Source organism: Arcticibacter eurypsychrophilus (assembly GCF_001730525.1).
Taxonomy (GTDB): Bacteria; Bacteroidota; Bacteroidia; order Sphingobacteriales; family Sphingobacteriaceae; genus Arcticibacter; species Arcticibacter eurypsychrophilus.
In genome coordinates this window covers 80231-102793 of sequence record NZ_MDFN01000004.1, presented here as the reverse complement: position 1 = coordinate 102793, position 22563 = coordinate 80231, and the positions used below count along the sequence as shown (strand labels likewise).

The window sequence follows — 22563 nt, the reverse complement described above, 5'->3', positions numbered from 1 at the left end:
ACCTGCAAACATAGAAAAAAGCCTACACCAAGTTTATAAATTTATTTAAAGATTTAAAGGAAGAAGATCTGCCTAAAAAGTTGGCTAATACAAAAAACAGTGTAGGTTTTCTTTTCCGGCATATAGGTGATGTGGAATTATTTTTTGTTAAAAATGTATTTGGTGCAGGAAAAGTAACGGTATCTGCAAAAACTGTAATTGCACAATACGATACAGGCGGATGGACAAACTTGGCTGAGTTATTACATTACCAGCAATATGCTTTTGATATATTGAAAGTGATCATTGAAAAGCAAACAGATGAGGACTAGCATAAAAATCCATCATGATGTTTTAAGTTCATCATGATGGATTTTTTAATTATGGTGCATTTGTTCCTACTTTTTTTTGGAAACGTTTTCAGAATAAGAAGGAATTTTTAAGGCACAAAGTACCTTTTCCAGAGGACAAAACCGTGTAAGAGAAGACTGAAGCAAATTAAACCCAATGAATACAGCCAACCATAGCCAGTTCATGCTTACTGTATAGGTCAATACAGCACTGATTAAAACAAGTGAGCCGGCAACGGCTCTGATAATACGTTCTTTCATTTGAATATTTTAATTGTTTGAATTACTTAACTGTCTTTCTCATCATTTTATAATAAAGAAGGGGAACAACAAGCAAGGTTAGAAATGTGGATGTAATCGTCCCTCCCATCAAGGATATGGCCAAGCCCTGAAAGATAGGGTCAAATAATATAATCACTGCACCCAGGGCAACAGCTCCAGCTGTTAACAGGATTGGCGTGGTCCTTACTGCTCCCGCTTCGATAATGGCCTGCTTCAAAGGAACACCTTCCTTTAAGCGGATATTAGTAAAATCGATTAGCAATATGGAATTTCGAACCATCACCCCTGCCAGTGCAATAAAGCCGATCATGGATGTTGCTGTAAAATAAGCATCAAACATCCAATGACCTAAAACAATGCCTATTAATGACAACGGAATCGCAGCAAGCATGACTAAAGGCACAGTGAAGTTTTGAAACCAGCCTACAATTAATATATATATCATAATGATTACCACGGCAAAGGCAATCCCAAGATCACGGAATACTTCATAAGTAATCTGCCATTCGCCATCCCACTTCAAACTATAATTGTCTTCCATTTCTGGTGGATGGGTATACTCCTCTTTTAACGAATAGCCTTTAGGTACTTTCACTGATCCTAGCTGATCCGAAACAGTGGAGATTGCATAGGAAGGACTTTCGAGGTCACCTGCCATATCGGCAAGTACATAAACAACCTCTTTCTGGTTTTTACGATAAATGCTTTTTTGCTTAATTTGCTTTGTTACTGTAATCAAATCTTTGATTGGCACCGCATTACCTGCAATTCCAATTACATTCAGGTCTAGTACGTCATCTAAATCTGATTTGTCTGCATCACTCAATTGTAGTCGGATAGCAGTTTGATTGAATGAAGAAGGTTGTGCTATATTTCCTACAGTCATACCAGATAAGGCCCCATTAACGGTTGCAACGATTTGTGCAGTTGCTATGCCATAGTGCATGGCCTTTTCTTTGTTCACTTCAATATGATATTCGGGCTGATCCGCTTCCACCATCCAGTCTACATCTACCACGTCATTGGTATGATTTAATAATCCTTTGACCTGATCCGCAATTTTGATCTGCTCCTTATAATTAGGACCATAAATTTCTGCTACTAATGTGGATAGTACAGGGGGACCTGGTGGCACCTCTACAATTTTAACATTGGCGTTATACTTTTTAGCGATCTTTTGTATAGGGATTCGCATTTCTTTAGCTATAGCATGGCTTTGCAAACTTCTGTCTTCTTTAGCAACTAAGTTTACCTGTATATCAGCCACATTATTACCCCGCCTCAAATCATAGTGACGAACTAATCCATTAAAGCTGATAGGTGCAGATGTACCGATATAGGACTGGTAACTAATCACAAGAGGCTGACTGGAAACATAACTTGCAATATCTTTTGCTACCGCCTGTGTTTTTTCTAAAGTAGTCCCCTCAGGCATGTCAATAATTACCTGAAACTCATTTTTATTATCAAAGGGCAGCATCTTTACAGCAACGGCTTTGGTATAAAACATGGAAAGTGTAAGCAGTAATACCACCACGATACTCAGGATAGTAATCCAGCGTTTTATACGGGATTCAAGTAGAGGTAAAATAGAAGAACGGTAAATCTTATAGATGCGCGAATCTTCTAAAACTTCCGCTTTGCTTTCTTCATGGACAGCACCCTTTTTTTCTTTCTCACGGAGGAATATATACCCCAGATAAGGGGTAAGGGTTAGCGCGACAATAAGTGATAAAAGCATCGCTATAGAGGCACCAATTGGCATCGGGCTCATGTAAGGACCCATCATGCCCGATACAAAAGCCATAGGCAATACTGCAGCAATTACCGTAAATGTGGCCAGTATAGTAGGATTACCCACTTCATTTATCGCATAGATGGCGGCCTTTAATGGTGGCAGCTTTTTCATTTTAAAATGCCGGTGCATATTTTCCGCTATGATAATCGAGTCATCTACCACAATACCCGTTATGAATACCAGGGCAAAGAGTGTAATCCGGTTTAGCGTATAGTCCATGAAATAATAAGCAAACAAGGTAAGTGCGAATGTTACCGGAACGGATAAAAATACGACCAATCCTCCACGCCATCCCATGGCTAGCATCACAAACAAGGTAACAACGACAATAGCTATAAACAAATGAAATAATAATTCAGATACCTTATCCGATGCCGTCTCCCCATAATTTCTCGTAACGGTTAAGTGAACATCATCAGGTAAAAGTTCTTTTTTTAGATGCTCTACCTTATTCAGGATCTGTTCGGATAATTTCATAGCATCTGCACCTTTTTTCTTGGCAACAGACAAGGTTATAGCCGGATAATTAGATTGATACGCCTCAGCATCTTCAGGATTTGCCTTTCCATAACCAAATAAAACATATTGATTAGGCGTCTCAGCACCTTCCTCTACCTGTGCGATTTGCTTCAAATAAACAGGCTGTCCCTGGTTAATACCTACCACTAAATTCGCTACATCATCTGCGCTACTTAAAAAACTACCGGTTTCAACTGAAAATGCGGTATCATGTTTTAATAGGTCGCCGCTATGCAGCTGTACATTACTTCCTTGAATCTGTTTGCCCAGGGATAAGAAGTCAACCCGGTTTGCAGCCATTCTATTCTTATCCAGTATCACTTTTATCTCTCTACTGCGACCGCCTAATACAGTGATATCCGATACATCAGGAATTTTTTTAATTTCATTGTTTAATTGCTGTCCGATTTGTTTCAGCTGATAATCGTCTACTTTTTCGCTCCATAATGTTAAACCCAGTACAGGTACATCATCTATAGCTCTGGTTTTGATCAATGGAAGCGTCACGCCCTGGGGCATTTTATCCATATTTTTCATCAGCTCACTATAAAGCTTCACCAGGGAGCGTTCTACATCTTCCCCCACATAAAACTGGACAATTAACATTGCCTGCCCCTGCATGGAACTGGAATACACATACTCCACCCCCTTTACGTTAGAGATCATTTTTTCTAAAGGCGCAGAAACCTTAGTTTCTACATCCTTTGGAGAAGCACCTGGATAACCAATAAATATATCCGCCATCGGTACCTGTATCTGTGGTTCTTCCTCACGGGGTATTAAAAAAGTACTGTAACCGCCTATCAATAAAAAGGCAAACATCAGTAATATGGTCAGTTTAGACTGCAAAAATGCCTTTGCTATGTTTCCTGAGAATCCGTTTTTCATCTGATCTAATTATTTACTCTGACTGCAGTGCCATTGAATAACCGGCCATCTGCACTTATAATATATTGCTCATTGGAAGCCAATCCGCTTAAGACTTCTACTTGATTTCCTTCCGTTTTTCCAAGTCGCACCCAACGCAAAAGGGCTGTATTGCTGCCGCTAACGGTATATAAGCCTGTTAGCTGGTCTCTATTTTCAATGCAGGAGAGTGGAACCATAACTTTTGCATCTTTTACCAGAGCTGCATTTTTTACAGGAATAGAAATATTGGCATACATGCCTGCATACAGGCCTTGCTTTTTCTGATCAGGGATCTGCACCTTGATTATATATTGGCCACCGGTAAATTGCGAAGATTGATTAATCTGGGTAATTTCTCCTTGAATTAACTTATTTGCCGCTTGAATACGAACCATTGCAGTCTCACCTTGATGAATTTGATTGATCATACTTTCAGGAACAGATGCGCTAACCTGATAACTACCGTTTTGCTCAATGGTCAATATGGGCATTCCGGGATTGGCCATGCTTCCTGCGTCAGCCAACTTCTGTGTAATCGTACCGGCAAAGGGCGCTGTTAAATTCGTATACTTTAGCATGGCATTCACTTCGTTACCCATTTGCTTAGCGCCCTCCAGTCTTGATTTTGCAGCCAAGTATTGGAGCGTTACATTGTCAAGTTCCTTTGCCGAAGCACTTTGCTGTTTGTATAATGCAGTAAAACGCTCATGATCTTTTTGTGCATTTTTAAATGCAGCTTCTGCTTCAGAGATCATCGCAGTCGTTTGCCCCTTTTTTGCCAGGATATCCTGATTACTAATCGTTACCAGTAACTGCCCCTTACTTACCTGATCACCGACCTTTACATTCAGCTTAGTGATATATCCCATCACCCTTGTGCTGATATTTGCGGATTGCACTGCCTCAACCTGACCGCTTACCTGTATAAAACCTTGCTGTCTGGCAGAGGATGAGGTTCCAATAGTTACCTGTATAGCTGTTCCCTGGTCTTTTTTCTGTGCTAATTTCTTATCATCAGAAGAACAGGCGCTTAGTAATAACAACCCTGTACCTATGCAAACTACTGCAGTTTGATATAATTTAATTCGTGCTTTCATGTAAATGATTTATTTAGTAGTGGATGAGGTTAAAAATTGCATGTATGCTTTAGTGACATTTGACGTAAAAACGGCTTGTGCCAAGTCGAATTTCTGTTGAGAAAGCTGAGTTTCTGCCATTAACACATCGGTCGTGTTCTCTAGTCCCTGCTGATAGCGGTTTTGTAAAATTCGTAGCGCTTCTGAAGACTGTTCAATGGATTCTTCTAACTTTAGGATTTCCAATCTTGCATCTGCCAGTGCGCGGAAAGACCTATTCAAATCTAGCTGGCTTTGATCCTTTTGCTGCGTGAGTTGGATACTGAGCTTATCACGCTCTAACTTTTGCGCCACAATGGTATTTTTTGTTCCGCCTCCTTTAAAGATATCCCATGATAGTTGGATACCTGCGAAATAAGAACGTGCTCCAAAACCTGTTAAATGGCTATCATTATACTGATAATTTCCAAACGCATTTAACTTTGGCAGGTAACTCATCTGAGAAGATTTGATCATCAAATCGGAAGACTCAATCGCTTTTTGCATAGCCATAAAATCTGCCCTTGAAGAATCAATCAGTTGAGTGATATCGCTTTTACTTACTTGATCGTTGAAACCGTCTCTTGTTTTGTAAATCAAACCCATTTTTCGACCCATTAATAAACCAAGGTGATCAGATGAGTTATGAATCGCACTTTTTGATTTCGACAGATTACTTTCAACCGTTGCAACGTGAACTTGAGCATTTAACAGATCAGTTTTTTTGATTAATCCCTGTTGGAAATGATTAGCTGTAAATTTGTATACCGATTTTACCGTTACTAATGCTTCCTCTAAGACACGGTTTGCATCATATGCTAATTGCAGTTGCAAATAAGCTTTCTGTACTTCAAAAGTTAAATATTCTTTCGTACGTAGAGTTTTAAACCTGTAGAGCGCTGTTTGTTTTTCTGCACCTTTCCTTTTATAAAGCAGATCTAAATTGATTAAAGGTTGTTGCACTTCAAGTTTGCCCATAAAATCCTTAGTACCTGAAGGATGGTTTAGAAGGTCGGGATTAAAATCGTTTTGAGTAATAGTTCTTTGTTGCAGCTTAAAGCCAAAAGCGTTAAGGGGGTTATCGGTGCTCATAGCGGTATAGGATGCCGTCACCTGAGGCAGGAAAACAGCCTCAGTTTGTTTATAATTTGCTAGAGCAATATTTTCATCCAGCTCAGCTGCTTGTAAATCTTTATTTGCGGCTAATGCAGCGGTAACAGCTTCAGATAGGCTTAAATTTGTAGTGACATCCTGCGCTGTAATTTCTGTAACAAACGCATTTAGAAACACAAAACAGGCCACTGCTATCCAATTCAAATATTCTTTTTTGTTCATTTACTTTTATTTGAAACAAAAGTAACATGCTTAAAAGCCGGAATCAGTAACATATGTTACCTACACTACGGGAGTGTTAATAAGAGTAATTGCGGTTGCAAGTACAGCAATTAATGAAATACTAATAAACAAACTTGAATTTATTTTTTTTCTACAATAAGTAACAATTACGGGATAATACCTAATACTAGCCCTTTATAAAGCAATAAATTCACATTGTTTAGATTTAAAATCTTAGGTTTGGCATGATGATTAAGTCAAGGGAGCACAAATTAAATAGGATCGGTCATAAAAGCTATAAGCTTTTATGTGTTTCCCTGTTGATTCTGTTTGTTGTGTTTTCGTCTTGCGCAGTAAGGAAAGGCTTACAATATCTTCTGTTAGGTGACTCCATGTCAAATACCTTCAGTGGTAAGACAAGTAAAGTCATTTTAATTTTAAGTGATCAAGCAGATAATTTTTCTACTACTTGTCAAAATCTGGTTGATACTAAAAGCGACCTGTTCTCATTGGTTCTTCAGCATGATTCAGGCAATGCAAATTTTCCTGCATTATATTTCCTGCTTCCAGCTTTTCTGCTTCCGCTACCTATTGTCTTTAAAGCTAGTAGCCAGTTACCCGTTCCCTATTCGCTACAACGTTGGCCTCAGCTTTCGCTCTTTCTTCAGAACAGGCTTCTCTTAATATAGAATTCGCAAATCACAATTTTAAACACTCGTTTGTATTGGAAGAAAACCCAGTACAGGTTTTATTTGCTCAATTCTATTATTAAATTTTAAAGAGAATGAAGTATACTCTTCAATTGTCTTGTTTCATGCTGTTGGCATTTACGATACAGCTAAAAGCCCAACAGAAAAACATATTGACACTGAAACAAGCATTCAATCAAGCTGATCAAACATATCCCGGACTTATTGAACGTGCTGCTACGATAGGTGAATACCAGATTCGTAAAAAAGAAGTTCAGAGTAGGGCCATCCCTCAGGTACAACTCCAGGCACAAAATTCGTATGGCACTTTTCAGGGAACTAGCGGTGCTTTCTTTCCGGTACCAGGTGTATTTAATGTTACAGGTAATAACGCTGTTTTAGACGGCGAAGATCAGTCTATAGGCAATACATTCGGTTCAGTACTGGTGGACTGGAAGTTTTTTGAATTTGGAAGACACAGAAAATCAGTAGATGCTGCCGATTTTCAGATCCAGGGTGCCCAAAGTGTTTATGATGCGGAAAAATTATCTCTTCATGCTAAAGTTAGCCGGCTCTACCTTGATATATATTACAATCATGCCAATCTGAATTGGGCCGAACTGAACGTCAAACGGGTTAAGCAGATTCTTGATCTATCTGTAAGTTTAGCATTAGCAGGACTAAAGCCTGGTGCAGATACATCAATTGCCTCATCAGCTTATTCTCAGTCTAAGGCAATCCGATATGAATGGTTGGGGAAATATGAAGCAAGCAAAACAAGTTTTACCTTGGTTGTTCCTGCACAAAATTGGTCACTTCCTGGTTTAGTATCAGAACGGGTCAATCAAGCAGGCAAGATTGCGGACAGTGTGCCAAAAAGCCATCCCTATCTTCAGCTCATCGATAAACAGTTGAGTTATGAAAGAGCTTTAGAGCAAGTTGTATCACGCAAAACATTTCCCTCTCTATCCATATTAGGAGGTGTTTCAACAAGGGGCAACGGTATAAATTCAAATGGCATATCCGAATATGGTATTGGCTCAGGTTATCAAAATTTTTCGAACAATTATCTTATAGGGGTAGGTCTGACCTGGAATATTAGCGGAGCTTATACCAGTTCACTGGAAAAGCGGCGAGCAGAGAAAACAATTCAGGGAGTTCAGGCGAGATATGACCTTCAAAAGTTACAAATGAGCACTTCTTTACAGGCTTTATCATTAAAGATTGCCCAACAAGAAAACCTGCTTGAAGAAAGTTATAAGGCCTTTAAAAAAGCTGTTGATGCTTACGATCTTTATTTGTCCCGATATGAAGGAGGATTGATCAATCTAACAGAATTACTTCAGATTCAGTTATTACTACAAACTTCAGATCGGGAGTATATTCAGGCTGGACAAAACTATTGGAATATGATCAATGAACAAGCTGAAATTTCCGGTGACTTTTCTTCTTTACTTAACCATTTTAATTAAACCTTATGAATATGATTAGGTTTGCTTTAAAAAAGCCACTCACGATAATGGTAGCTGTAATTGCTATCGCATATTTTTCTTTTAATGCCATACGTAATATCAATGTAGATATATTCCCTGAAGTGGAACTTCCCGTGATCTACATTGCAATGCCTTATGGTGGTCTTACCCCCGCCTATATGGATGGATTTATGGCCAACGAGTTTCAGAAGGTGCTTATTTTTGTTAGTGGTGTTGATGGCATTGACTTTAAAAGTGTACAAGGGTTCACTTTGATGAAACTGAGCTTTTATCCGGGTACTGATATGGCTCAAGCATCGGCTGAGGTATCCACGCAAGTATCCAGAGCCATGGGTTTTCTCCCACCAGGAGCGGTACCTCCGCAGGTAGTCAGATTCGACGGAAGTTCACTTCCAATTGGGCAGTTGGTATTTGAAAGTCCAAAACGCTCCATAACAGAACTTCAAACACTCGCTTTAACTAAGATCAGACCGATGTTTGTCAGTATTCCAGGAGTTACAGCTCCCGCACCTTTTGGAGGAAATATACGTACGATTGTTGTGAAAGTAGATCCGGGGTTAATGCAGTCCTATGGACTCTCAGCAGAGGAAGTGACTATGGCTATTGCTAAAAATAGCTTTCCTTCTCCAGCTGGAAATATCCGCATCGGAGACCAAAATCTGATGAGCCCTTTAAATTCAATTGCTAAGGATCCAGAGGAGTTTCTGAATATACCGGTAAAGCTAACTACTGGCAATACCATTTTTGTGAAAGATATTGCTTCTGTAGAAGATGCAGCAGATGTAACCACAGGATATGCGATTATTAATGGGAAAAGATCGGTCTACTTACCTGTTATAAAAAAAGCAGATGCTTCAACTTTAAAAGTTGTAGAAAATCTTAAAGCGGCGATCCCCAGGTTGCAGGCAGCTATGCCTGAAGATGTAGATATTAAATATGTTTTTGACCAATCAGGGTACATTGAACGCTCTTTGGAAAACCTGATTCATGAAGGCCTTCTTGGTGCGGTGCTTACAGGAATCATGGTTTTCCTTTTTCTTGGCGATTCAAGGGGGGCACTAATTGTGGTACTCACCATTCCCATAGCTATTCTTTCAGCAGTCATTATGTTGTATATGTTTGGACAAACGATCAATGTTATGACCTTAAGTGGACTCGCCCTGGCTATTGGTATATTGGTTGATGAAGCTACAGTGACAATAGAAAACATACATCAGCATTTCGAGAAGAAAAAACCCAAACAACGGGCAATTCTGGATGCACTGCTTGAAATCTCCATTCCTAAAATTCTGATCCTGTTCTGTATTCTTGCAGTTTTGATCCCTTCTTTTATGATGACGGGAATCCCTAAGGATATGTTCATGCCTTTATCTATGGCAGTTGCCTTTGCTATGATTGCTTCATTTATTGCCTCGCAAACATTTGTGCCCATTTTAGCCAACTGGATGATGAAGCCTGAATTGTTGGTACATAATAAGCCTAACAACCAGAAGCAAAAGCTAACGAGATTTGAAAAATTTAAGCGCCGGTATCTTATTCTAACCCGATATGGACAGCATAGAACGAGTAAAATTCTTAGTATTTATATATTATTTGTTATTATGCTTATAGCGGCAGGAGGCGTAATTATTGGAACCGATATACTTCCAGCAAGTAATAGTGGAGACATTCAGTTAAGGATAGTTGCTCCTGAAGGGAGCCGTTTAGAGAAATCTGAGGAATACTTGAAAAAAGTAACCAGTATCATTCAGGAAAAGTTGCCAGATAACGCTATAAAGATTAGTTCAGCCTTTGTGGGATTACAGCCATCTGCTACAGCGATTAACCCAATATTTTTATTTACCAGCGGTTCCCATGAATCAGTATTACAGGCATCCATAGATCAGCATATTTATACAGGTTCCATAGTAGATTTAAAAGAATCTATCCGCAAAGAGATTCATACCAGCATGCCGGAACTGAAGGTAAATTTTGAGCCGATAGAACTTGTTGAAAAGATCATGAGTCAGGGGGCAATGACTCCGATACAGATCAAGGTGGCTGCAGGACAATTGAAAGGGGCTGAAAAGTTTGCTAAAAAGATTGAAGCTGAATTACATAAAATACCATCATTAAGGGATGTAAGAATTGCTGAACCTGTAAATTCGCCAAGTGTGCAGATCAACGTAGATCGTGAGCTTGCTGCTCAGTTTGGTTTAACAATGGAAGATGTCGCGCGCACACTCACCATGGCCACCTCTTCTACCCGCTTTACTAACAAGAATCTATGGGTTGATCCTAAATCCGGTCTTGTCTTTCAGGTTCAGGTGCAAATCCCTGAAGCGGAGATGAACTCTTTGGACAGGTTACGATCGCTCCCTCTAAAATCAGGCAATCCCCGTCCCGTACTTGAAGATGTGGCCACGCTGAAAATGGTTGAATTGCCTGCCCAGGTGAACAGACAGGGGCCTAACAGGTATGTCAGTGTACTTGCCAATACATATCAATCAGATCTTGGATCTGCATCAAAAGCCGTAAAAAAAGCAATTAGAGAGATAGGCAAACCGCCAAGAGGGGTAATCGTATCCAGCGAGGGGTTAATGCAATTATTAGAGGATACGCTTTCAGGCCTTCAAAATGGATTGTTTGTAGCAATCGTCGTGATATTTTTGATGCTTACTGCGTATTATCAATCATTTGCAGTGTCTGGAATAATTTTAGCGGTTGTTCCTGCAGTGATTGGTGGAAGTTTGATTATGCTGGTCATTTCAGGTAGTACACTCAATTTGCAATCTTATATGGGCATCATCATGTCAGTTGGTGTCTCTGTTTCCAACGCGGTATTGATGATCAATCAAGCAGAAGTGAACCGTTTAAAATATGGACTTTCTTCCAGACAGGCGGCATTTCTGGCCGCATCTTCCAGACTTAGGCCTATCATCATGACTACGCTTGCAATGATTGCCGGGATGATCCCAATGTCTTTAGGAATGGGGGAAGGGAGCGAACAGGTTGCTCCACTTGGGCAGGCAGTCATTGGCGGACTGTTACTTTCAACCTTGTCCTCATTGCTGGTGCTGCCGCATCTATATGCTTTGGTCATGAAAAACAAAACCATACTTAGTCCCTCACTAGATCCTGACGATCCTGAAAATATAAATCAAACACTGGTCTTGACTTTAAATCTCAATAATTAAATATGAAACAAATAAATTGCAAATACACTCATCAGCTAGTATACCTGCTTCCTTTTTTACTATTTATAGGTGCATGTACGAATAAAAATCCTAAGAAAAGCCAATCACTGATCAAGAAAGCGACTGCTATTGGGGTAATTAAGCCAATATTGGATCAACCTGAATATACTTTGGAATTACCTGGTGAGCTTAAGGCTTTCGAGGAAGTCATATTGTACTCCAAAGTAAAGGGGTTTGTCAAAAGGATCCTGGTAGACAGGGGTAGTAAGGTTAGCAAAGGACAACTACTTGCCGTACTTGAAGCGCCAGAAATCAGCCAGCAATATCTTGCAGCAAGATCAGACGAAAATAAATTTCATGAAAATTATCTTTACAGTCGTCAGGCCTATAACATGCTTAAAAAAGCAGCTGCAAGAGTAGGTGCAGTATCAGCTATTGAGTTAGACAGAGCCAGAAGTATATTCAGAAGCGATAGCGCGGCCTTTGCTTCTGTAAAGGCACAAACAGGTGCGTCTGCGCAATTGCAAAATTATTTAAAAATTACTGCCCCCTTCGATGGGGTAGTGACAGCTAAAAATGTCTCGGTTGGTGCATTAGTTGGCGATGGATCACAAACTGCTCTTTTTTCTTTAGCTCAAACTGAAAATCTAAGACTTACTGTGGCCATCCCGGAAAAACACGGGCAATCAATAAATAATAATACAAAAGTTTCTTTTATTGTAGCTAATCATCCTGAAAAGGTATTTCATTCCAAGTTGTCAAGGAAGAACGGGGTTCTTGATCAAAAATCAAGATCAGTTACAGCAGAATTTGATGTTGAAAATATTTCAGCAGAACTGGGAGGCGGTGAGTATGCTCAGGTCAAACTCCATTTAAAACGTGCAGTCCCTACCATGTGGCTACCTGTAAGTAGTATTGTGACGGCGCAATCAGGAACCTTTGTGATCAAGGCCATAAATCAAATTATTTCACGAATCCCTGTTTCTGTTGGTATAAGAAGAGCGGAGTTGCAGGAAGTTTTTGGAGAATTAAATACAGAGGATCAAATTGTAATATCAGGTACAGAGGAATTAACAGAAGGAACTAAAATAAATATTAAATAAGAAGAATATCATGAAAAGATTAGAAGATAATAAGAAATGGTTTACTTTTTCTAACATAAGTACCATTGTAATGACAGTTTTTGTGCTTATCCTGTTTTTCAGACCTGAAGTAAAAGGACTGGTAATCCAGCGCTTAATGAAAGTCGGGCTATTTCAACCTGATGTTCCGGAAATTTCTGAAGCATCTTCTGTCCCAGTACAACAGGCTCCAAATCAGCAGGTACTCTTTACTGATCAAAAAGGAAATACGATCAACCTTTCTGATCAAAAAGGGAAAGTTATATTTATGAATTTCTGGGCAACTTGGTGCCCACCATGTATTGCTGAGATGCCATCTATTGACAAGCTTTATGCTAAGTATAAAAACAATAAAAATGTTATGTTTATCATGGTTGATGTTGATGGAAAAATGGAAGCCTCATTGGCATTTATGAAAAAGAAAAATTTAAGCCTGCCAGTATATATTTCCGCCGGTGCAATTCCAAAGGAATATTTTTCGGGTTCTATGCCGACAACAGTGATTTTAGACAAATTTGGCAATCTTGCTTTTCATCATTTAGGGGGAGCAGATTACGGAAACCCTGAAGTGACAGCATTTATTGATAAGCTAGCTAAATAAGGGGTAAACAAAACTGTTCATTAATATTGGTTTAAATTTTTTAAAGCTGTGTGAGCAACATCGAATACTTATGGTTAGTTTCTAAGTCTGACTACTTAATTAGCAGTCAGACCTAGTTTAAAGGAAGCGGAAACTTAAAAGTGCTTCTTTAATGTAATGGCTAACAAAAAATTATCATCACTAATCACTTGTCAAAACTTGAGTAATCATTATTTTATCTATCCGGGTTCCATCCATATCCACCACTTCTAAATCAAACTTGTTCCATCTAATCTTTTCACCAGTTACAGGATAATGATGAAGATTTTCTAGCACCAATCCAGCCAAAGTAGTAAACCCTTCCGGGTCCTTTTCATTTCTTATACCAAAATAGTTTATGAATTCATAATAGGGATATTGGCCATCGGCTAACCAGGATGTGTCGTTACGTTGAATGATCTCTAAATCATCCACTTTTAAATCAGTAGACATGTCCCCAAGTAGCTCCTCCACTACATCCGTTATCGAAAGCGCGCCTTGTATGGATCCATATTCATCTACCACGATAACCATATGAATTCTATTTTTCTTGAACTTTTCAAGAACTTTATAGGCAGGCATATTTTTTTGCACGTATTGTGGCTTTTCTATAATACTATTTAAGTCGAAGATGGGACTTGAAAAGCTTGATGTGAAAATATTATTAACAGATACAAGTCCTATGAGGATGTCTGGAGACTTATCAATTATAGGATAAATAATATGTGGATTTGCTTCAATCTTATTTTTTATTTCTGTTATATCGTCATTTATGTCCAAAAATATTAAATCGGAGCGATGCGTCATGAGTTCACCTGCTTTCCGGTCTCCTAATGCAAATACGCGGTTAACGATATCCTCTTCAATCTCCTGGATTTCCCCTACACTGGTACTATCAGCAATAATTGATTTAATTTCCTCCTCTGTTATAATTCCATCCTGCTTTTCCTTAATAACTAGTAGTCCTAATACGAATTCACTGCTTTTTGCTAAAAGCCATATAAAAGGTTTAGTAATTACGGAAAGAATATTCATGGGACTGGCAACCAGCATAGATATAGCTTCAGGAAAGGCTAAACCTATCCGTTTAGGGATTAATTCACCAAATACGATGGAGAAATAGGTGACAATAAAAACGATAAGAACTACCGAAAGCGTATGAGAGTAAGGAGCCAAAAATGAAATCTGGTTTAAATATAAGATAAAATCAGTGGTTAATTTTTCGCCACTAAAAATACCGGTTAGGATACCTATAAGGGTGATACCTATTTGAATTGTAGATAAAAAAGTATTTGGGTTGCCTGCAAGTTCAAGTGCTTTGCGTGCATTTTTATTCCCTTTGTTTGCAGCACTTTCTAAAGTAAATCTGCGGGAGGACACCAATGCGATCTCACTCATGGAGAAAATGCCATTTAGCAAGATCAGCAAAGCAATTATTAAAATTTCCATCTGCAAAAGTACGGTAATGAATGGTATAAATGGGTTTAAGGTCATTCAAAGCGTGTATCATTACAAGGATGATATTAAAAGACAGGGTTGATCTGGTGGTCTTGCTTTGTATATGGTATAGTTGGTATGTTTATTGCGTAAATAGAAGTAATAATGGTTGATAAAAAGCTGTTATTGGATCAATATATTTTCTATTCTAGTTGTTTAGAATCTCTTTTGCACTGTGAAATTTTATTTTTTAAACTTTAATCAAACAATGACACCGGCTTAACTAAAAAACCAATATTAATTTCTTTAATAATGAAAAATCTATATCTCTTACTATTACTCATGATACTATTTGTATCGTGTAACAAAGATGACCTTAAACCTACTACAGTAATTGACAAAACAATAGTTGAATTGAAGTACGATGGTCAGCATCAATTCATAATAACTCAAGGTTCAGAAAGTATTGATGCTTCCTCATTAATATGGACATCAAGCGATGAAACCGTAGGTACGGTAAGCTCCTTAGGATTATTCGTAGCTAATAGAATTGGTACTACAACGATTAAAGCAAAGGGTACTGGTATAAATGTAACTTCTGAAATATTCATTACCCCTTATAATACAATCTATAAGGAGCCTGTTTTGGATTTTGGTGAGACCCTAGCCTACATAAAAAGCAAAGAATCAAGAACGTTAAATAATGAAGCATCAGATGGTTTACTTTATAGTGGTGAAAATTCTAAGGTGAGAAATGTAATGTATCTTTTTGAAGGAAGTTTACTAAAAAGCTCTATTGTTTTACTTGCTAATACCGATGCTGTTTCAACAGAGTCTGTTAGCTTTTTAATGGAAAGATATACTTATTTAGACGAAAGTGATGGTATTTATATATTCACTAATAATAAGGTTGCTGCTGGATTAAGTTATAATGATAATTTAGGGTTAAACATCATATACATTAAAAACACGTCAACATTTACTAGTATTGTAGCGTTAAAAAAAGCTTTTAGAAATCAAATTAGCGGTGTCAAGATGAAGCAAATAAGGCTTAATTAATAGTTAATATTATTGTTCAGGTTTAATAAGGATTGACTGATAACATAAGCAGTGCCCTTTATTTTCTTCCCTAATTTGAGGAATTAATTCCCCTGATTTGATACAAACTTCATTGTTAAAAAATCCTTATTTACACAATATTAATTATCTTTTTATCGCTTAGTTTGATAACATGGAAAAACTCACATCTATAGATATGGCTTCATTTTTTAATTCAAAGTGATAAGATTTCAATCATATCCTTGCAGTAGACTTTTCCTTTTGCAATAACCAACTCCCCCTTGTCATGCATCACACGCATTGTCCGAATAACAGTCTCCACTCGTAAACCAGTCATATCTGCAATTTGCTGTCTGGTTAATTTGAGCTGAGTTCCATCCGTATAAAAGTTCTTATTTTCGGACTTTAGATAATTTAGTAAAGTAGCAATTCGGTGTTCCGGACTATGGGAGGAAAAAGATTTTATAATTAAGAATTTAAATCTAAGTCTTTTAGCAAGCAACTTGGTAAAGGCTAAACTTATTTCTCCATTTTCTTTGATTAATTTGAGAAATTTTAATTTTGATAACCGTATCACTAAACTGTCTTCATCGGTGATTGCAGTAGCAGCATAAGTTCCATCATCAAATAGAGGGATTTCACCAAATGATTCTCCAGGCTCAACAAGAGTGTGAATAAACTCTTTACCGTCATTATCTACATTTACCCATCTGGCCTTACCGCTTACTAGTTGATGATAGTAGGTACATGACTGACCTTCAGTAAAAATAGTTTTCCCGATACTGAATTTTTTATAAGTGGCTCCCCAAACCAGTAACAAGTTAATATCAATCATTATGCTGTAAAAGGTGATGTAAAACTATGAAAAAATAAATGACTTATTTTTTTCTGTTATGTCAAGTTATATACACAGAAATCAGTGTTAAATCGAAAAATAGGCACTTGTGCAGTCATAATCAATAATCATGCCCATGATGTAATTACAACGTAAATATTTCTTTCTCTTTATGATTCAACGCATAAAAAAACGAGAAAGGACTGAGTAATTTTGTACACAAATTACAGATCACTAATTTACATCTTATGAAAAAACTTACTATACTCAGTGTTTTGGTTCTTTTTATAACTATAATCGCTTCTTGCGGAGGTAGTAACAACTCGGGAACTACATCTGACTCAATTGCAAATGCTGATGGAGCAGCATCTAAAGAAGAAGGGACTGAAAATCCGTCTTATGATCCCAATAGAGGTGAAGGGAAATTTTCAAGCGTCGATTTAGGTACTTCTCTTGATGCAGCTAAAGCTGAAAGCGGCGATAAAGTTTACCTCGTTAAGTGTGGAGCATGTCATAAACTTACAGATGAAAAATTAGTTGGACCGGGATGGGCTGGTGTTACCACTCGTCATGCTCCAGAATGGATTATGAACTTTATTACAAACACTGATGCTATGATTGATAAAGATCCTAAGGTTCAGGCTCAACTTGAATTATGTCTTGTGCGAATGCCTAATCAAAATTTATCTGATGATGATGCAAGAAACCTGCTTGAGTTTATGCGTAAAAATGATGGTGTTAAATAATTTTTTATTTTGAATAAAAACCAGGGCAATGATATCATATGCTCAAATAATCCTATAATTCAATAATGATACTAAACAAAAACAAGGTACTTGGACTTGCTGCCCTTGCACTATTATTCAGCATGAATGCATGCAAGCCAAAAAATGCAGGATCCGTGGTAAGCGGAGATGCTGCAGCCCAGACGTATGTTGCTCCTGGGAAATACGATGAATACTACAATTTCGTTTCCGGTGGTTTTAGCGGACAAGTTAGTGTATACGGATTACCTAGTGGAAGGCTCCTTAAAGTAATGCCCGTTTTTTCTGTTGCTCCCGAAAATGGTTGGGGTTATTCGGAAGAAACTAAACCGATGTTGAACACTTCTCATGGAATGATTCCCTGGGATGATCAGCATCACTTAGACCTGTCGCAAACTAATGGTGAAATTGATGGTCGCTGGCTGTTTGCAAATGCTAATAACACACCTCGTGTGGCAAGGATCGACTTAAAAACCTTTCATACCAACGAAATTATTGAACTTCCTAATAGTGCTGGTAATCACTCCTCTCCTTTCATAACTGAAAACACGGAATATGTGGTTGCAGGTACACGTTTTAGTGTTCCTCCTGATGATAAAAATGGTGATGTTCCTATAAATAGCTACAAGAAAAACTTTAAAGGTACTATTAGTTTTATCAGCGTAGATAAAACAAGCGGGAATATGGATATTGCCTTTCAACTGCAATGCCCTGCCGTTAACTTCGATTTGAGTCATGCTGGAAAAGGTGTATCAAGCGGATGGTTTTTCTTTAGCTGTTATAATACAGAGCAAGCAAACACTCTATTAGAAGTAAATGCATCTAAGGGAGATAAGGATTTTATTATGGCTGTAAACTGGAAAAAAGCAGCTGAACTAATTAAAGCAGGCAAAGGACGCAAGCAAGCTGTAAAATATGCAAGTAATCGTTATGACGAGAAAACGCACACAGCAACCTCTACTATCAAAAATGAGGTAACTGTTTTGGATGTGAAAGATTTCCCTGGATTGGTTTACTTTATTCCTTGTCCTAAATCTCCTCATGGTTGTGATATAGATCCTTCTGGAGAGTATATTGTTGGTAGCGGTAAATTGGCAGCATTAATTCCTGTATTTAGTTTTTCTAAAATCCAGAAAGCAATAGCTAGCAAAGCATTTGAAGGTACCTATGATGGAATCCCAGTTATTAAGTATGACGCTGCTTTATATGGTGAAGTGAAAAAACCTGGATTAGGTCCATTACATACTGAGTTTGATGATAAAGGCAATGCCTATTCAACGATGTTTGTTTCAAGTGAAATTGTAAAATGGAATCTTAAAGATTTAAAGGTATTGGATCGCCATCCAGTTTATTATTCTCCGGGTCACTTAATGATTCCAGGTGGTGATACTAGAAAACCTACCGGGAAGTATTTGGTCGCATATAACAAAATAACTAAAGATCGTTTTTTACCGACAGGACCTGAATTAGCTCAAAGCGCGCAGTTGTTTGACATCAGTGGTGATAAAATGAAATTAATTTTGGACTATCCTACAATTGGTGAACCTCATTATGCTCAAGCGGTTAAAGCTAGTGTGATCCGTGATCAATCTGTTAAATTCTTTAAAATAGAGAATAATAAAAATCCATTTGTATCTATGGGTGAGGGTGCTACTAAAGTGGTTAGAGAAGGGAAAAAAGTGCATGTTTACATGACTGCCATCCGCTCCCACTTAACACCTGATAATATTGAAGGTATCAAAGTAGGCGATGAAGTTTATTTCCATGTTACCAATATCGAACAGGATTGGGATGTACCTCATGGTTTCGCCATTAAAGGTGCAAAAACAGCAGAATTATTAGTACTTCCTGGCGAAACCTCTACTCTTAAATGGGTTCCTGAAAAAGCAGGTATGTATCCATTCTATTGTACGGATTTCTGTAGTGCATTACACCAGGAAATGTCGGGTTATGCACGAGTATCTCCTGCTGGAAGTAATGTTCCAATAACTTTTAGTACAGGTACCAACCTGCCGAAGGAAGCAAATACCGTTAAAACACAAAATACGGCTTCAAATTAACATTAACTAAGAGAGATAGATAAACCTGCAATCTCATAATTGCATTTATCTTTCTCTCTTTTTACAATTATGTTATGAAAAATATTAGAATTACTACGGAAGTCAGAGCATTGCTTTTAATATGCGGACTTGGTTTAATAGCTGTTTTATTTACTCCAATCTGGCGAATAGATCTAGATGCACCTCAATATCCGGAGGGGCTACAGATGTTTATTCATGCGAATAAACTATCTGGAAACGTTGACATCATCAACGGCTTAAATCATTATATCGGAATGAAAACGCTGCATGCAGATGATTTTGTTGAATTTAAAGTGTTGCCAGGTATAATTATTTTTTATGCTTTATTATTTCTAACTGTAGCCTATTTTGCAAGAAGAAAGTGGATGTACTTATTGTTTGTCCTTTTTGTAGCTTTTGGTATTCTGGCCATGGTCGATTTCTGGAGATGGGAGTATGATTACGGCCATAACTTAAATCCTAATGCAGCTATTATCGTTCCTGGTATGGCTTACCAGCCACCGTTAATAGGTTTTAAACAACTATTAAACTTTGGCGCCTACTCGATACCTGCAACAGGCGGATTCATATTTATTGCTGTAGGTGTTATTTTATTAGGTTGCGTGATTTATGAATGGAAAAAGGGAAAAACTTTAGCGACTAAGACTAATATTTTGGCTGTAAGTGCTGGATTCTTCTTCTTATTAATTACCGGTTGTAATACACAACCTTTACCAATTCAAATTGGAAAGGATAATTGCGATTTTTGTAAAATGACTATCAGCGATAACAGGTTTGGCGCTGAAATAGTAACTAAAAAAGGGAAAACTTTTAAATTTGATGATGAACATTGTATAATCGGCTTTATTAATTTAAAAACCGTTACACCACAAGATATTGCTGCTATATATTTTACAAACTTTCTTCATCCACATGATTTAATAAAAGTGGAAGATGCTATTTTTTTACAAAGCCCTACTCTAAGAAGTCCAATGAATGGAAATATAGCAGCGTTTAATAATGAAGATAGTTTGATTAACGCATTGCCCAAATTTAGAGGAAACAAGATATCTTGGGAGGATATGCAAAAGTGAAGTTTCTTCTTTTCGTCATCCCCTTCCTGATTTATTATTCTGCTCAAGCAAAAACAATACATGTTGGGGCAAAGTGGGAATATAAAAGTGTAACAGCGGGTATTCAGGCGGCAAAATCTGGTGATACCGTGCTTGTAGATGCGGGTCATTATAAAGAAAAAAATCTGATAATTCGGAAAAGCATCGTCTTGAAAGGCTTGAACTATCCTGTTTTAGATGGAGAAAAGCGATATCAGATTGTATCTGTAATGGCTAAGGGAGTAGTCGTAGATGGCTTCAAAATCACACATTCGGGAATCTCAAGTCTGGAAGATTTAAGTGGTATTAAGATTTATGATGGTCATAATGTGGTTATCAAGAATAATATTCTGGAGGATACCTTTTTTGGCATTTTTATTGAAAAAGGCGACAACTGTACAATTGAAAACAACAGAATTACGGCCTTCAATAAGGCCGAACAGCAAAGCGGTAACGGAATTCACTGCTGGCAGGCTAAAGGAATGCGCATCATGGGCAACACAATTACAGGCCACCGGGATGGAATATATTTTGAATTTGTAAATAAATCTTTTATTAAAGGCAATACTTCTACTAATAATATCAGATATGGTTTACATTTTATGTTTTCGAATGACGATACATATCTAAGTAATGTTTTTAGTAATAATGGTTCAGGTGTGTCTGTTATGTTTTCAAACAGGATCAGAATGTTGTATAATTCTTTTCTGGAAAATTGGGGTGACGCTGCTTATGGCATATTACTAAAAGAAATATCGGATGGATATATGGAGGGTAATCGCTTCACTAAAAACACGAGTGCAATTTATATGGAAGGTGCCAATCGGATTCACATGAAAAAAAACACTTTCCAAAACAATGGATGGGCATTAAAAATTCAGGCCAGTTGCATGGGTGTAGTATTGGAACGAAATAATTTTATTGGTAATACTTTTGATGTTGGTACAAATGGTTCATTGGTGCTGAATACGTTTAAGAATAATTATTGGGACAAATATGAAGGCTATGACCTGAATAAAGATCGAATAGGGGACATCCCCTACCGTCCGGTAAGTATGTTTTCTATGATAGTTGAAAAATATCCAACAGCTATGATACTGTTCCGAAGTTTTATTACCACTCTTTTGGATAAAACAGAGAAAATATTGCCAAGCCTTACTCCTGAGAATTTAAAAGATAATGCACCTTTAATGAAAAAAGCATTTTAAAAAATATGATTATTGCAAGTAATATAACCAAACAGTTTGGCAAATTAAAAGCACTTGATAATGTATCCACCACTTGCAATGAAGGAGAATGTATCGCTTTGATTGGTCCGAATGGCTGTGGTAAAACAACGTTAATTAAGTCCATTCTGGGAATGGTAGTGCCCGATAGCGGGGTCATTACATTTAGGGGAAAAGATATTAAAAACCAATGGGAATATAGGGATGAGATTGGCTATATGCCTCAAATTGGCAGATATCCAGATAATATGACTATAGGACAGGTACTTGATATGATTAAAAACATCAGGAATAAAAAAACAGCATTGGATGAAGATCTTATCGAATCCTTTTCGTTGCATAATATACTGGATAAAAGAATGAAAACTTTATCGGGTGGAACGCGACAAAAGGTAAGTGCAGCTCTTGCTTTTTTGTTTAATCCGGCCGTGCTTATTCTGGATGAACCGACGGCTGGACTTGATCCTATGGCGTCTGAAATATTAAAAGAGAAAATCATTAAAGAAAAGGGTAAACTTATTTTAATCACATCCCATATATTAAGCGAATTGGACGATGTGGTGACCAGAATCATCTATATGCAGGATGGAATACTGCTATTTAATAAAAGCATCGAGGACCTGAAACAAGATACCGGAGAAGTAAAATTAGCTAAAGCGATTGCTCAGGTAATGAAAATATAATA

General features: G+C 37.6%; 17 protein-coding genes and 1 pseudogene. 12 read left to right on the top strand and 6 right to left on the bottom strand.

The window, feature by feature from the left end; all coding sequences use genetic code 11:
* Positions 1-32: 32 nt before the first annotated feature.
* Positions 33-311, top strand: a pseudogene (locus BFL47_RS03645) (DinB family protein); the annotation flags it as partial.
* A 66-nt stretch (positions 312-377) separates the two neighbouring features.
* Here the strand turns inward: BFL47_RS03645 and BFL47_RS03640 are convergent.
* Genes BFL47_RS03640 through BFL47_RS03625 form a run of 4 tightly spaced genes read right to left on the bottom strand, consistent with a single transcriptional unit; the run spans position 378 to position 6287 of the window.
* Positions 378-590: a YgaP family membrane protein gene (locus tag BFL47_RS03640; protein ID WP_069658442.1), complete on the bottom strand. Its 213-nt coding sequence runs from the start codon at positions 588-590 to the stop codon at positions 378-380.
* 22 nt (positions 591-612) lie between these two features.
* On the bottom strand, positions 613-3816 hold the full coding sequence (locus BFL47_RS03635; RefSeq protein WP_069658441.1) for an efflux RND transporter permease subunit: 3204 nt from the start codon (positions 3814-3816) through the stop codon (positions 613-615).
* 5 nt (positions 3817-3821) lie between these two features.
* Positions 3822-4934, bottom strand: coding sequence for an efflux RND transporter periplasmic adaptor subunit (locus tag BFL47_RS03630; RefSeq protein ID WP_069658440.1), 1113 nt, complete (start codon positions 4932-4934; stop codon positions 3822-3824).
* 9 nt (positions 4935-4943) lie between these two features.
* Positions 4944-6287, bottom strand: coding sequence for a TolC family protein (locus BFL47_RS03625; protein WP_069658439.1), 1344 nt, complete (start codon positions 6285-6287; stop codon positions 4944-4946).
* A 245-nt stretch (positions 6288-6532) separates the two neighbouring features.
* On the opposite strand from BFL47_RS03625, the gene BFL47_RS03620 reads away from it, so the two are divergent.
* The 5 genes from BFL47_RS03620 to BFL47_RS03600 all read left to right on the top strand — a co-directional run bounded on the left by BFL47_RS03620 (position 6533) and on the right by BFL47_RS03600 (position 13367).
* Entirely contained in the window at positions 6533-6976 is a 444-nt protein-coding gene (locus tag BFL47_RS03620) for a hypothetical protein (RefSeq protein ID WP_069658438.1), read from the top strand.
* A 95-nt stretch (positions 6977-7071) separates the two neighbouring features.
* Complete coding sequence (locus BFL47_RS03615) at positions 7072-8448, top strand: TolC family protein (protein ID WP_069658437.1); 1377 nt, start codon at positions 7072-7074, stop codon at positions 8446-8448.
* Positions 8449-8453: 5 nt separating this feature from the next.
* A complete protein-coding gene (locus tag BFL47_RS03610; RefSeq protein ID WP_069658436.1) occupies positions 8454-11645 on the top strand; it encodes an efflux RND transporter permease subunit in 3192 nt (1063 codons plus the stop codon).
* Between the two features lie 2 nt (positions 11646-11647).
* Positions 11648-12748 (top strand): efflux RND transporter periplasmic adaptor subunit, encoded by a 1101-nt coding sequence (locus BFL47_RS03605; protein WP_069658435.1) that lies wholly within the window; start codon positions 11648-11650, stop codon positions 12746-12748.
* A gap of 10 nt (positions 12749-12758) precedes the next feature.
* Complete coding sequence (locus tag BFL47_RS03600; RefSeq protein ID WP_069658434.1) at positions 12759-13367, top strand: TlpA family protein disulfide reductase; 609 nt, start codon at positions 12759-12761, stop codon at positions 13365-13367.
* Positions 13368-13547: 180 nt separating this feature from the next.
* Here the strand turns inward: BFL47_RS03600 and BFL47_RS03595 are convergent, their stop codons facing one another.
* The gene (locus tag BFL47_RS03595; RefSeq protein ID WP_083256990.1) at positions 13548-14834 is read right to left on the bottom strand and encodes a hemolysin family protein; all 1287 of its coding nucleotides are present in this window, start codon (positions 14832-14834) and stop codon (positions 13548-13550) included.
* Positions 14835-15134: 300 nt separating this feature from the next.
* On the opposite strand from BFL47_RS03595, the gene BFL47_RS03590 reads away from it, so the two are divergent.
* The gene (locus tag BFL47_RS03590; protein WP_083256979.1) at positions 15135-15881 is read left to right on the top strand and encodes an Ig-like domain-containing protein; all 747 of its coding nucleotides are present in this window, start codon (positions 15135-15137) and stop codon (positions 15879-15881) included.
* 214 nt (positions 15882-16095) lie between these two features.
* Here BFL47_RS03590 and BFL47_RS03585 read toward each other — a convergent pair whose 3' ends face one another.
* A complete protein-coding gene (locus tag BFL47_RS03585; protein ID WP_069658432.1) occupies positions 16096-16716 on the bottom strand; it encodes a Crp/Fnr family transcriptional regulator in 621 nt (206 codons plus the stop codon).
* Positions 16717-16964: 248 nt separating this feature from the next.
* Between BFL47_RS03585 and BFL47_RS03580 the strand changes: the two genes are divergently transcribed.
* From BFL47_RS03580 to BFL47_RS03560, 5 genes are all read left to right on the top strand, one after another.
* Positions 16965-17462: a c-type cytochrome gene (locus BFL47_RS03580; protein WP_069658431.1), complete on the top strand. Its 498-nt coding sequence runs from the start codon at positions 16965-16967 to the stop codon at positions 17460-17462.
* 65 nt (positions 17463-17527) lie between these two features.
* Positions 17528-19540 (top strand): Sec-dependent nitrous-oxide reductase, encoded by a 2013-nt coding sequence (nosZ, locus tag BFL47_RS03575; protein ID WP_069658430.1) that lies wholly within the window; start codon positions 17528-17530, stop codon positions 19538-19540.
* 74 nt (positions 19541-19614) lie between these two features.
* Positions 19615-20634, top strand: a complete 1020-nt coding sequence (locus tag BFL47_RS03570; RefSeq protein WP_069658429.1) for a nitrous oxide reductase accessory protein NosL — start codon at positions 19615-19617, stop codon at positions 20632-20634.
* Complete coding sequence (locus tag BFL47_RS03565; RefSeq protein ID WP_245681293.1) at positions 20613-21860, top strand: nitrous oxide reductase family maturation protein NosD; 1248 nt, start codon at positions 20613-20615, stop codon at positions 21858-21860. Before BFL47_RS03570 ends, BFL47_RS03565 begins: the two co-directional genes overlap by 22 nt.
* A 5-nt stretch (positions 21861-21865) precedes the next feature.
* The gene (locus tag BFL47_RS03560; RefSeq protein ID WP_069658428.1) at positions 21866-22561 is read left to right on the top strand and encodes an ABC transporter ATP-binding protein; all 696 of its coding nucleotides are present in this window, start codon (positions 21866-21868) and stop codon (positions 22559-22561) included.
* The last annotated feature ends 2 nt before the right edge of the window (positions 22562-22563 follow it).